The organism is Pantoea sp. YR525 (assembly GCF_900116775.1).
Taxonomy (GTDB): domain Bacteria; phylum Pseudomonadota; class Gammaproteobacteria; order Enterobacterales; family Enterobacteriaceae; genus Pantoea; species Pantoea symbiotica.
Window position 1 is genome coordinate 1 of record NZ_FPBU01000013.1, and the last position, 12,818, is coordinate 12,818.

At 56.1% G+C, this 12,818-nt stretch carries 12 protein-coding genes; 9 read left to right on the forward strand and 3 right to left on the reverse strand.

Annotated elements, in window-relative coordinates; translation table 11 throughout:
- The first annotated feature begins 277 nt into the window (after positions 1-277).
- Positions 278-2,428: a bifunctional acyl-ACP--phospholipid O-acyltransferase/long-chain-fatty-acid--ACP ligase gene (gene aas, locus BM323_RS21670; protein ID WP_008109252.1), complete on the forward strand. Its 2,151-nt coding sequence runs from the start codon at positions 278-280 to the stop codon at positions 2,426-2,428.
- Entirely contained in the window at positions 2,425-3,615 is a 1,191-nt protein-coding gene (lplT, locus tag BM323_RS21675) for a lysophospholipid transporter LplT (RefSeq protein ID WP_008109254.1), read from the forward strand. Before aas ends, lplT begins: the two co-directional genes overlap by 4 nt.
- Positions 3,616-3,722: 107 nt before the next feature.
- On the opposite strand, the gene BM323_RS21680 is transcribed toward lplT, so the two are convergent.
- The 3 genes from BM323_RS21680 to mutH form a co-directional block, all read right to left on the reverse strand.
- Positions 3,723-4,763: an NADP(H)-dependent aldo-keto reductase gene (locus BM323_RS21680; protein WP_008109256.1), complete on the reverse strand. Its 1,041-nt coding sequence runs from the start codon at positions 4,761-4,763 to the stop codon at positions 3,723-3,725.
- Positions 4,764-4,907: 144 nt separating this feature from the next.
- Complete coding sequence (locus BM323_RS21685; RefSeq protein ID WP_007890930.1) at positions 4,908-5,126, reverse strand: YgdI/YgdR family lipoprotein; 219 nt, start codon at positions 5,124-5,126, stop codon at positions 4,908-4,910.
- A 104-nt stretch (positions 5,127-5,230) separates the two neighbouring features.
- Positions 5,231-5,917: a DNA mismatch repair endonuclease MutH gene (gene mutH / locus BM323_RS21690; RefSeq protein WP_008109258.1), complete on the reverse strand. Its 687-nt coding sequence runs from the start codon at positions 5,915-5,917 to the stop codon at positions 5,231-5,233.
- A 682-nt stretch (positions 5,918-6,599) separates the two neighbouring features.
- Between mutH and rppH the strand changes: the two genes are divergently transcribed.
- From rppH to BM323_RS21725, 7 genes are all read left to right on the forward strand, one after another.
- Positions 6,600-7,127: an RNA pyrophosphohydrolase gene (rppH, locus tag BM323_RS21695; RefSeq protein WP_007890933.1), complete on the forward strand. Its 528-nt coding sequence runs from the start codon at positions 6,600-6,602 to the stop codon at positions 7,125-7,127.
- A gap of 12 nt (positions 7,128-7,139) precedes the next feature.
- Positions 7,140-9,386, forward strand: coding sequence for a phosphoenolpyruvate--protein phosphotransferase (ptsP, locus tag BM323_RS21700; protein ID WP_008109260.1), 2,247 nt, complete (start codon positions 7,140-7,142; stop codon positions 9,384-9,386).
- 112 nt (positions 9,387-9,498) lie between these two features.
- Positions 9,499-10,380 carry a prolipoprotein diacylglyceryl transferase gene (lgt, locus tag BM323_RS21705; RefSeq protein WP_008109262.1) on the forward strand — a complete coding sequence of 294 codons (882 nt, stop codon included), beginning with the start codon at positions 9,499-9,501 and terminating at the stop codon, positions 10,378-10,380.
- Positions 10,377-11,171, forward strand: a complete 795-nt coding sequence (thyA, locus tag BM323_RS21710; protein WP_008109264.1) for a thymidylate synthase — start codon at positions 10,377-10,379, stop codon at positions 11,169-11,171. The genes lgt and thyA overlap by 4 nt, the downstream gene beginning before the upstream one ends.
- A 215-nt stretch (positions 11,172-11,386) precedes the next feature.
- Positions 11,387-11,857: a prepilin peptidase-dependent protein gene (locus BM323_RS21715; protein WP_036649761.1), complete on the forward strand. Its 471-nt coding sequence runs from the start codon at positions 11,387-11,389 to the stop codon at positions 11,855-11,857.
- A complete protein-coding gene (locus tag BM323_RS21720) occupies positions 11,848-12,387 on the forward strand; it encodes a prepilin peptidase-dependent protein (protein WP_008109269.1) in 540 nt (179 codons plus the stop codon). Before BM323_RS21715 ends, BM323_RS21720 begins: the two co-directional genes overlap by 10 nt.
- Positions 12,384-12,806, forward strand: coding sequence for a DUF2509 family protein (locus tag BM323_RS21725; RefSeq protein ID WP_008109271.1), 423 nt, complete (start codon positions 12,384-12,386; stop codon positions 12,804-12,806). The genes BM323_RS21720 and BM323_RS21725 overlap by 4 nt, the downstream gene beginning before the upstream one ends.
- Positions 12,807-12,818 lie beyond the last annotated feature (12 nt).

Genomic DNA, 12,818 nt, shown 5'->3' on the forward strand with positions numbered 1-12,818 from the left:
TGAGCCCGGTGGAATACCGGGCATCAAAAGAGATGTAAAATGTGTCCAGGTTTTGGGGTTCAGTGCAGCCAGGCGTCCTCTGCTCGGTCGCCGCACGAAGGTGCTGCAACTGCCTCAGCACGAGGCGAACGAAAGTCGCTCTGTGCTTAACCGATAGGTACTACGGCATGAATGGCGACCCTACGACCGCAATTGCGTTTAAATCACCGCGCCACTTGTCGAAAATCCCCAGATCCTGCATCGTAAGAGCCATTTTTACGACTGCTAAGGAGCTGGCATGCTACTCACTTTTTTCCGTTTCCTGTTCCGCCTGCTGTGGCGTGTGGAACTGCGCGGCGACCTCGCGGCACTGCATAAAGAGAAAGTGCTGATCACCCCCAACCATATGTCATTTCTCGATGGCGTATTGGTAGCGCTGTTTCTGCCGATCAAACCGGTGTTCGCGGTCTATTCGTCGATCAGCGACCAATGGTTTATGCGCCTGCTGAAGCCGATTATCGACTTCGTTCCGCTCGATCCCACCAAGCCGATGTCGATCAAACATCTGGTGCGCATGATCAATCAGGGCCGTCCGGTGGTGATTTTCCCGGAAGGACGCATTACCGTGACCGGATCGCTGATGAAGATCTACAGCGGCGCGGGCTTTGTGGCGGCGAAATCCGGTGCCACCGTGGTGCCGATGCGTATCGAAGGCGCGGAATATACGCCGTTCGGTCGTCTGGCGGGCGTGTTTAAACGACGCCTGTTCCCACGCATCACCATGACGGTGCTGCCGCCAACGGTGATTCCGATGCCTGAAGCCAAGCGTGCGCGCGATCGCCGTACGCTGGCGGGCGAACACTTGCACCATGTGATGATGGAAGCCCGCATGGCGGTGCGTCCGCGTGAAACGCTGTTCGAAGCTTTCCTCAATGCGCGTCAGCGCTATGGCGCGATGAAGCCGTGCATCGAAGACATCAACTTCAAGCCGGATAGCTACACCGGGTTGCTGAAGAAAGCGCTCGGCGTGGGCCGCATTCTTGAGCGCTACAGCCAGCAAGGTGAATACGTTGGTCTGCTGCTGCCGAACGCCACGGTGACGGCGGCGGCGATTCTTGGTGCCTCGCTGCGCGGCCGCATTCCGGCGATGCTCAACTACACCGCAGGCGTAAATGGCATGCGTGCGGCCTTGACCGCTTCGCAGGTGAAAACCGTCTTTACTTCGCGTCAGTTCCTCGAAAAAGGCAACCTGTGGCACTTGCCGCAGGGACTCAACGAAGTGCAGTGGATCTATCTGGAAGATCTGAAAGATACCGTTACGTTGCAGGACAAATTGTGGATCGTGGCGCATCTGCTGATGCCGCGCCGTGCGCAGGTTGCGCAGCAGCCGGAAGATGCAGCGATGGTGCTGTTTACCTCCGGTTCGGAAGGCAATCCCAAAGGCGTGGTGCATTCGCATAAAAGCCTGCTGGCGAACGTTGAGCAGATTCGTACCGTGGCGGATTTCACCCCGCGCGACCGCTTTATGTCGGCGCTGCCGCTGTTCCATGCCTTCGGTTTAACCGTTGGTTTGTTCACGCCGCTGCTGACCGGCGCGCAGGTGTTTCTCTATCCGAGCCCGCTGCATTACCGCATCGTGCCGGAGCTGGTTTACGACCGTAACTGCACCGTGCTGTTTGGTACTTCAACGTTTCTCGGCAACTACGCACGTTTCGCCAGCCCTTACGATTTTGCGCGTCTGCGCTATGTGGTGGCAGGCGCGGAGAAATTGCAGGAAGCGACACGTCAGGTCTACATGGAGAGATACGGCATCCGTATTCTCGAAGGCTACGGCGTAACGGAGTGTGCGCCGGTGGTGGCGATTAACGTGCCGATGGCGGCGAAAAATCACACCGTGGGCCGCATTTTGCCGGGCATGGATTCGCGTCTGATTTCGGTGCCGGGCATTGAGCAGGGCGGTCGCCTGCAGCTGCGCGGTCCGAACGTGATGAACGGTTATCTGCGCGTGGAGAATCCGGGTGTGTTGGAAGTGCCGGTCGCCGATAACGGCGAAGGCGAGATGGAAGCAGGCTGGTACGATACCGGCGATATCGTCAGCTTTGATGAAGGTGGTTTCTGCCAGATTCAGGGGCGTGCGAAACGCTTTGCCAAAATTGCCGGTGAGATGGTGTCGCTGGAGATTGTGGAGCAGATTGCGCTGAAAGCCTCCAACGAGAAGCAGCATGCGGCATCGCTGCGCCCGGACGGTAATCGTGGTGAAGCTCTGGTGCTGTTTACTACCGACAGCGAACTGGGGCGCGATACCTTGCTGAAAGCGGCGCGTGAAATTGGCGCACCAGAACTGGCGGTACCGCGCGATATTCGCGTGATGAAACAGCTGCCGATGCTGGGCAGCGGCAAACCGGACTATGTCAGCCTCAAACAGCTGGCGGAACAGGAGCAGGCATGAGCCAGGCGTTAAATAACGATGCACCGCTAATGTCACGCAACATGCTGGCAGTGATCGTGGCGCAGTTCTTCTCAGCATTTGGCGACAACGCGCTGTTGTTCGTTACGCTGGCGGTGCTGAAAAATCAGTTCTATCCGGACTGGAGTCAGCCAATCCTGCAAATGCTGTTTGTCGCCACTTACATTCTGCTCGCGCCGTTCGTCGGGCAGATGGCGGATAGCTTCGCCAAAGGTCGGGTGATGATGTTCGCCAACAGCCTCAAGCTGCTGGGCGCGCTGACCATCTGCTTCGGCTTCAACCCGTTCCTTGGCTACACGCTGGTAGGGATTGGCGCGGCATCCTATTCGCCAGCCAAGTACGGCATTCTGACGGAGATCACTAGCGGTGAACGTCTGGTCAAAGCCAACGGCTTGATGGAAGGCTCGACCATTGCAGCGATTCTGCTGGGTTCGGTGGCGGGCGGGATGCTGGCGGACTGGAACCTGGTGGCCGCGCTGGTGGTGTGTGCCATGACCTATGCGATGGCGGTGGTGGCGAATATCTTTATTCCGCGCCTGACGGCGGCGCGTCCGGGCCAGAGCTGGCATTTTGCTGCCATGCTGCGCAGTTTTGTCGCGGCCACCAAGCTGCTGTGGCGTAACGGCGAGACGCGTTTCTCGCTGCTCGGCACCAGCTTGTTTTGGGGCGCGGGCGTGACGCTGCGTTTCCTGCTGGTGCTGTGGGTGCCGGTGGCGCTGGGCATCAGCGACAACAAAACCCCAACCACGCTGAATGCAATGGTGGCGATTGGCATCGTGATTGGCGCGGCTGCGGCGGCAAAACTGGTGACGCTGCAAACCGTGCGTCGCTGCATGCCTGCCGGTGTGCTGATTGGCGTGATGGTGGTGGTGTTCGCGTTGCAAACCAGCTTGCTGAATGCCTATCTGGTGCTGATGTTGATTGGTGCGCTGGGTGGTTTCTTTGTGGTGCCGCTGAATGCGCTGCTGCAGGAGCGCGGCAAGGAGTCCGTGGGTTCAGGCAACGCGATTGCGGTGCAGAATCTCGGTGAAAATACCGCGATGCTGCTGATGCTGGGATTGTATACCGTGGCGATTAAGCTGGGCGCGCCTGCGGTGGCGACCGGCGTCGGATTCGGCGCGATTTTCGCCGTGGCGATTGCGGTATTGTGGTGGAAAGGGCGGCGGTAGATTGGGCGGGAATTGAAAAGGTCGCCATGAATGGCGACCCTACGGCAGAATATTGTAGGGTGCGCATTTATGCGCACCTGGTCGCCATGAATGGCGACCCTACGGTTTTACGGGGCTGGATAGGTAAACTGGCGATGAATCGCTTCCAGTTCCTCTAACACATCAGCATTCAGCGTCAGATTGAAACTCTCAACGTTAATCTTCAGTTGCTCCAGCGTGGTGGCGCCCAGCAAAGTACTGGCGACAAACGGCTGTTGACGCACATACGCCAGCGCCATCTGCGACGGATCCATATTGTGCTTCTTAGCCAGCTCAACATAGGCAGCAATCGCCTGATTTGACTGATCGCCGCTGTAACGGGTGAAGCGGCTAAACAGCGTATTGCGCGCACCGGCAGGTTTCGCACCGTTCAGGTATTTACCGCTCAAGGTACCGAATGCCAGGCTGGAATACGCCAGCAGCTCGACGCCTTCATGCTGACTGATCTCCGCTAAACCAACCTCGAAGCTGCGGTTCAGCAGGCTGTACGGGTTCTGAATGGTGACGATACGCGGCAGCTCATGCTTTTCAGCCAGCTGCAGGTAACGCATCACGCCCCACGCGGTTTCGTTCGACACGCCAATGTAGCGAATCTTCCCGGCGCGCACTTGTTCGGTCAGCGCTTCCAGCGTTTCCAGCAGCGTGACCGGCACGCTGGAATCGGTGTATTGATAACCCAGCTTGCCGAAATAGTTGGTCTGACGCTGCGGCCAGTGCAGCTGATAAAGATCGAGATAATCGGTGTTCAGGCGTTTCAGGCTGGCATCCAGCGCTTCGCGGATGTTTTTACGATCCAGCGCCTGGTTCGGGCGAATTGATGCATCCGCACCGCGTACCGGGCCGGCCACTTTGCTGGCGAGGATGATTTTGTCACGGCTGCCGCGCTTCTTCAGCCAGCTACCAATGTATTGTTCGGTTAATCCCTGAGTTTCCGGGCGCGGCGGCACCGGATACATTTCCGCGGTATCAATCAGGTTAATACCACTGCTAACCGCGTAATCAAGCTGTGCGTGGGCGTCGGCTTCGCTGTTCTGCTCACCAAACGTCATGGTTCCAAGCCCCAGCTGACTCACTTCCAGCGTGCTATGGGGAATACGGTGATAGTGCATTTGCCGGCATCCTTTTTTCATTATGAAAGGGAATGTTGTGTCCTTTGGGACTATAGCGTGTGAAGCGGCGCGGAAGGAAGAGGGGAAAGTTCGGGAAATCGCCTGCACAAAGGGAAAACGCGTGCAGGCAGGGCAATTTGGCACTTAACGCTCAATGATGGTTGAAACCTCATCACCATTGATCTGCATCTGATGGCCTTTCTCATCGGTGTACTGTACCAATCCGGTCTCTTTATCGATGGCAGGTTTGCCATCTGTCATGATCATGCGGCCATCTTTGGTCGCCATGACGTAATCACTGCTACAACCGCTAAGTAACACGGCAACCAACGCTAAACCCACTGCACTCACCAACCCTTTCATTCTTATCTCCTTCTCGCGACTTCAACAGCAAAAGTGTAGTAATAAATGCTTTCGTCGTTAGGAGTAATCGCATCATTCCTAAAATTATCGGCAGCAATATGCATTTACAGTAAAAAATGTCGCGCTAAAAGCGGACCGGTGAAGCTTTTCTTCAGATAAAAGCCGCGCGGCAGCGTCATGATTGGCTCGCCGTGTTCGCCGATGGCTTCGGTCAACGCTTTGCTGTTGGCGGCTTTAGGACGGATTTGCAGCCAGGCACCGTGACGTGCGGTGATGCGCTCCACCTGGCCGAGCACAATCATATCCATCAACTCTTCCCAGTCTTCGCGCAGCTGTTGCTCCTCTTCTGCACTCGGATGCCACAGCAGCGGCGAACCGACACGGCGCTCGGCCAAAGGCAAGGTACGATCGCCTTCGATCGGGATCCACAGCACCCGCGCCAGTTTGTGTCGCACATGGCTGGTTTGCCAGGTCACACCGCTATTGCCAGTTAATGGCGCGACGCACACGAAGGTGGTTTCCAGCGGTTTGCCCTGCGCATCCACCGGAATGGTTTTCAGCTCAATACCGAGATGGGCGAAATCCTGCTCAGCTTTGCTGCCGGCGCTGGCGCCCAAATGCAGCTCTAACAACATGCCAACCCAACCTTTGTCGCGTTTCAAATCCGCCGGGATCGGCAGATTAATCTGCGCCGCCAGCGCGGCAAAGGTCTGTCCCGCCAGTTGTTGTGCGCGCTGCAGTAATTCCGCTTCGTTTTCAGGTGGCGACGATAATAACGGTGAGGAGTGCATGCTAAAACTCACATTGGTTGAAGAGTGAACAGTAAACGCGGGCCGGGTTTGTCCACATGGCAGTTAGTTGAATAACTGTGATAATAGCATGATTCAGCATGCTTTTTTATTCCAATGGAATGAGTACATCCGATGATATGGCCAGGTTATCCCAGCTTGTTATCGACAATGAACAGGTGTTGAACCTAGTTATCCACAGAAAAGTGGGGTAACACCCCTTTGTTCGCACCCCTGTTTCCATTTACAGCCTTGACTTTCGTGTTTTGAACGCTTTTTTTCCTTTCTTTGACCAGGTTTAGGGCATTCTCTGTGGATAAAAACGTCGATGATGGATCTTTGACCGATCGAAAAAACCGAGCGGAGGATAACCATTGATCCTGATAGTGATTTAACGGTTAATAAGTTTTATATCAATGAAAAATATCGCATTTGTCGCCGTTATCATGCTGACTGATGAGATTTATCCGAAGTGGTTATTCAACTCATTCCCGTGTTCTGCACAAAGCTATCCACAGAAAACGTGAATAAGATCGCCGATAAATGGGGTCGTCTGTTTATAACTTAGCTAATCTCTGTGAGTTATCCTGTTTTTATTCCGCCCGCGGCCCGCTATCCAGTGGTTTACCGCCTGTAAGGAGTGTGAAACAATCAGGCTATTCAAATTTAGCTTTGAGGTAGTCCAGTGATCGATGATGATGGCTACCGCCCGAATGTTGGTATCGTAATCTGTAACAGGCAAGGACAAGTGTTGTGGGCCAGGCGCTTTGGACAGCACTCCTGGCAATTTCCCCAGGGAGGCATCAATCCGGGTGAAACTGCTGAACAGGCGATGTATCGCGAACTGTTCGAAGAAGTGGGTTTACACCGCAAAGATGTTCGAATACTTGCTTCAACCCGAAACTGGTTACGCTACAAGTTGCCAAAACGTTTGGTGCGTTGGGACACAAAGCCGGTGTGTATCGGCCAGAAACAAAAGTGGTTTCTTCTGCAGTTGATGTGTAGTGACGCGGAAATCAATGTGCAGCACAGCAGCACGCCGGAGTTTGATGGTTGGCGCTGGGTTAGCTTCTGGTATCCGGTACGTCAGGTGGTCTCTTTCAAGCGCGATGTGTATCGCCGCGTAATGAAAGAATTCGCGGGCGTAGTGATGTCTATGCAGGAGAGTGCGGGGCAGCGTAATAATGCCGCCCAACGACGTAAAAGAGGATAGGCCACGCCCTTTATGCTCACTCAGTTACGCGAAATTGTAGAGAAAGTGGCGAGTGCTCCACGTCTGAATGAAGCACTCGACATTCTGGTAAACGAAATTTGCCTTGCGATGGAAACCGAGGTTTGCTCGGTTTATCTCGCCGATCACGATCGTCGTTGCTACTACCTGATGGCGACACGCGGGCTAAAAAAGCCGCGTGGTCGTACGGTCACGCTGGCGTTTGATGAAGGCATTGTTGGCCTCGTTGGACGCTTAGCCGAGCCGATCAACCTCGCCGACGCGCAAAGTCATCCCAGCTTCAAATACATTCCTTCTGTTAAAGAGGAGCGCTATCGCTCCTTCCTCGGCGTCCCGATCATCAGCCGTCGCCAGCTGCTTGGCGTGCTGGTTATCCAGCAGCGCGAACACCGTCAGTTTGATGAAAGCGAAGAGTCTTTCCTCGTCACGCTCGCCACGCAAATGGCGGGCTTGCTGTCGCAGTCGCAGCTCGGCCAACTGTTCGGTCAATTCCGTCAGACACGGGTAAAAGCCATTGCCGCTGCGCCTGGCGTGGCGGTTGCGCCCGGTTGGGTGGATGAAACCCAGCCGCTGCTCGACCAGGTTTCTGCTGCCTCTACGCTTGACGTGCAGCGCGAACGCGAGCGTCTGGTGCTGGCGATGGGCGAGGCCGGCAACGAATTCCGCCGCTTCAGTAAACGCTTTGCTGCCAGCGTGCAGAAAGAGAGCGCGGCGATCTTCGATCTCTATTCGCACCTGCTCACCGATGCGCGCCTGAAAAAAGATCTGTTTGATGAGATCGAGCGCGGATCGGTAGCGGAGTGGGCGGTTAAAACGGTGATCGAGAAGTTCGCCGAGCAGTTCGCCAACTTGCAGGATCAATATTTACGCGAACGCGCCGGCGATCTGCGCGTGCTCGGCCAACGTCTGCTGTTCCACCTCGATGATTCACTGGTCGGCACCAATGCCTGGCCGGAACGCTTCGTGTTAGTCGCCGATGAACTCACCGCCACCACGCTGGCTGAATTGCCGCAGGAGCGTCTGGCGGGCGTGGTCGTGCGCGACGGTGCCGCCAACTCGCATGCGGCGATTTTGACGCGCGCAATGGGCATTCCCACCGTGATGGGCGCGGATATCCTGCCGGCGCAGCTCAACAAACGCTTGCTGATTGTTGATGGCTATCGCGGCGAAGTGCTGATCGATCCCGAACCGGTGCTGGTGCAGGAGTATCAGCGCTTAATCAGCGAAGAGAACGCGCTGAGCAAAATGGCCGAAGGCGTGGTCGAGCAGCCCGGCGAGCTGAAAAGCGGTGAGCGCATTCAGGTGATGCTGAATGCCGGTCTCAGCCCGGAACACGAGCAGGCGCTGGATAACTGGGTGGATGGCATCGGTCTGTACCGCACCGAAATTCCGTTCATGCTGCACAATGGCTTCCCGTCCGAAGAGGAGCAGGTGGCGCAATATCAGGGCATGCTGCAGCTGTTCTACGACAAACCGGTGACGCTGCGTACGCTGGATGTCGGCGCGGATAAACAGCTGCCGTATATGCCAATCAGCGAAGAGAATCCGTGCCTTGGCTGGCGTGGCATTCGCTTAACGCTTGATCAGCCTGAAATCTTCCTGGTGCAGGTGCGCGCCATGCTGCGCGCCAACGTGGCGTCTGGCAATCTGAGCATTTTGCTGCCGATGATCAGCCATATCGACGAAATCGATGATGCGCGTCGTCTGATCGACCGCGCTGGCCGTGAAGTGGAAGAGATGCTCGGCTATGTGATTCCTAAGCCGCGCATTGGCATCATGATTGAAGTGCCGTCGATGCTGTTTATGATCCCGCATCTGGCGGATCGCGTGGATTTTGTCTCCGTCGGCACCAACGATTTGACGCAATATTTGCTGGCGGTCGATCGTAACAACACACGCGTGGCGAACCTGTATGATTCGCTGCATCCGGCGATGCTGCGGGCGCTGCACACCATCGCCAGCGAAGCCCGCCAGGCCAAACTGGAGCTCTGCTTGTGTGGTGAAATGGCCGGCGATCCCATGTGTGTCGCGCTGTTAGTGGGCATGGGATATCACCATCTCAGCATGAACGGCAAGAACGTGCCGCGTGTGAAATATCTGCTGCGTCACCTCGACTTTGAAGAGGCGCAGAAGCTCAGCGAGCATGGACTTGCTGCGCATACCGCCTCGGAAGTGCGCCATCTGGTCTCCACCTTTATGGAGCGCCGTGGTTTAGGCGGTTTGATTCGCGGCGGGCGTTAACGGTTACATCTTCGCGACCTGTGTTAAACGTGGCTGTGCTATTATGCGCGGCCTTTTATTATGTGAACCCTTAGCCAGACCCGTTTCAGGGCAGAAAAAACAGTGGTGAAAGATGACTGACGGCTACATTTCGTTTCCCCAATTCGATCCGGTAATTTTCTCTATCGGACCGGTTTCGCTTCACTGGTACGGCTTGATGTATCTGGTGGGCTTTGTATTTGCCATGTGGCTGGCGACGCGACGCGCCAACAAACCTGGCAGCGGCTGGAAAAAAGAGGAAGTGGAAAACCTGCTGTATGCGGGCTTCCTCGGCGTATTCCTCGGTGGACGTATCGGCTATGTGTTGTTCTACAACCTGCCGCTGTTCCTGGAAAATCCGCTGTATCTGTTTAAGGTCTGGGATGGCGGCATGTCGTTCCACGGCGGCCTGATTGGTGTGATTGTGGTGATGCTGATCTTCGCACGCCGCACCAAGCGCACCTTCTTCCAGGTGGCGGATTTCATTGCACCGCTGATCCCGTTTGGTTTGGGTGCCGGTCGTCTCGGTAACTTCATCAACGGCGAACTGTGGGGCCGCGTGGCGCCCGATTTCAAATACGCGATGTTGTTCCCGGGTTCACGCAGCGAAGATATCGCGCTGGCGGCCAATAATCCGCAGTACCAGGAGTTGCTGAACACCTACGGCGTGTTGCCGCGTCATGCATCGCAGCTGTATGAACTGTGCCTCGAAGGCATCGTGCTGTTCATCATTCTCAACCTGTTTATCCGCAAGCCGCGCCCAATGGGCAGCGTCTCGGGCCTGTTCCTGATTGGTTACGGCGCATTCCGCATCATCGTGGAGTTCTTCCGTCAGCCGGATGCGCAGCTTGGCCTGTTTGAAGGCGGCGTCAGCATGGGACAGATTCTGTCGATCCCGATGATTCTGGCCGGTGTGATTATGATGATCTGGGCGTATCGTCGTCGCCCGCAGCAACAAACTCGTGAGGTAAAATGAAACAGTATCTGGACCTAATGCAACATGTGCTGAATGAAGGCGCAGAAAAGGCCGACCGTACCGGCACCGGCACGATCTCCATCTTTGGCCACCAGATGCGTTTCAATTTGCAGGACGGTTTTCCGCTGGTCACCACCAAGAAAGTGCATCTGCGCTCCATCATTCATGAGCTGCTGTGGTTCCTCAAAGGTGAGACCAACATCGGTTACCTGAAAGAGAACAAGGTCACCATCTGGGACGAATGGGCAGATGAGAATGGCGATCTTGGTCCGGTGTATGGTAAGCAGTGGCGCAGCTGGGGCAGCGCTTCGGGCGAAGAGATTGATCAAATCAGTAAAGTGATTGAGCAGTTGAAGCGTGACCCGGATTCGCGCCGCATCATCGTCTCGGCGTGGAACGTGGGCGAGCTGGATCAAATGGCGCTGGCACCTTGCCACGCCTTCTTCCAGTTCTACGTGGCGAACGGCAAGCTCTCTTGCCAGCTGTATCAGCGTTCGTGCGATATCTTCCTTGGTCTGCCATTCAATATCGCCAGCTACGCGCTGCTGGTGCATATGGTGGCGCAGCAGTGCGATCTCGAGGTGGGCGACTTTGTCTGGACCGGTGGCGATACCCATCTGTACAGCAACCATTTAGAGCAAGCACGCCTGCAGTTGACGCGCGAACCGCGTCCGTTGCCGAAGCTGGTGATCAAGCGTAAACCAGCCTCTATCTTCGATTATCAGTTCGATGATTTCGAGATTGAAGGCTACGATCCGCATCCAGCGATTAAAGCGCCCGTCGCAATTTAACGCCACTCTCGTAGAGGTCGCCATTCATGGCGACCTCTACTCACCCGCACCTCAATCCTCAACTCATCGCACTCCCCAAACCGCACCCCAATCCTGAATCCGCCTCACAAAACGCTGTATCCCACTGCACACCTCAATCGATTCCCTGCGCAACGTTTCCCAACGCTGATTTCCCTTGCTTGTTCAACCTCATGCCGCTGGGGACATTACCCGCCATGAACAGAAACGATAACCACGGCTTCACCTTGCCCGAACTGTTATTGGTGATGGTGATCGCCGGCATACTTAGCGTTGGCGCGCTGCAAGGCTGGCAGCGCTGGCAGCAATATCAACAGCTGCGCGACAGCGTACTGCAACTGCAGGGGTTTCTGCTGCGACTGCGCGCCCACGCAAACTGGCACAATCGCGATCTCACGCTGTGGCTACAAAGCGGTGAAAACGGTTGTCTGGGCGCGGGAGCCAAACCGGCAGAGGGCTGCGCATTGCCCTCGCGCTGGTTATTTAAACCACCGCACGACAGTGTGCGCATTGTCGCCATCACCGGTGACGTTGGTTTTTACGGTCGGCGTGATGTCGCACGTCCCGGCAGCATCGATCTCGCCAGTGCGGCGGGGCGCTGGCGCTTAATCATCTCCGCCAGAGCACGCATTCGTGCCTGTCAGCCGGGAGAGAAAGGATGCGAATAGCGCAAAGTGGATTTAGCCTGCTGGAGATGCTGATTGCCATGGCGATAGGCGCGGTACTGATGGTCAGCGTCGGGCGGTTTTTACCGCTGCTTTTGGAGCAAAATCTGCGCCTGCAACAGCGCGTGCAGTTGCAGCAGGAGCTGCAGCAGATCGCCAATACGCTGCAAAAAGCGTTGCGCCGTGCCGGCTACTGCCACGGCCAGTGTAGCGGTTCGGCGCTGACACTTGCCGCCAACGGCAGCTGCGTTTTACTGCGCTGGGATGAGAACAGCAACGGGCGCTGGGAAGGCGTGGGCCACAGCGAAAGTGACTATTACGGCTATCGGCTGCGCAGTGGACAGCTTGAAATGCAGCGTGGCGTGGATGAGTGCAACAGCAGCGGTTGGGAGAAACTCTCCGATCCGGCATTTCTCACCATCGATGCCTTCAAGATTGAACGACAAGGAACGCGTCTGGTGCTGCAACTGGCGGGACACGCCAACAGCCAAAGCGTGGAGCTGGAAAACTGGATTGAAGGAATCAATCTGTGAAGCAGCGCGGCAATAGCACGCTGGGCATGGTGCTGATGATGTTGCTGATGGGCGGATTGACGCTACACGCCACGCGGACTCAGCTTTCGCAAAGCATGGTATTAGTGGCTGACGAGCAGCTGCACAGTCAGGATTTCTGGCAGGCGCAGGCGGCGTTAGAGTGGGGCAGCGTGCAACACTGGCCGCAGGCCACCGGCTGGCAATGTCAGCAATGGACAGCAGAACAGTGGCAAAGCTGCCTGCTACGAATGGAGGATGACAATGCGTTGCTATCGGGACATGGAGAAGGGCGCGGGCTGTGGCTCTATCGTTGGGTATCAATCCCCAACACGCAACCACAGCGGCAAGCGCATGGCTGGATCGATTACTGTCCGCTGTCGCAGCCGGCGCTGTGCCAGCCAGAAGCAGCAGGGCTTTAGCCTCGCAGAAAC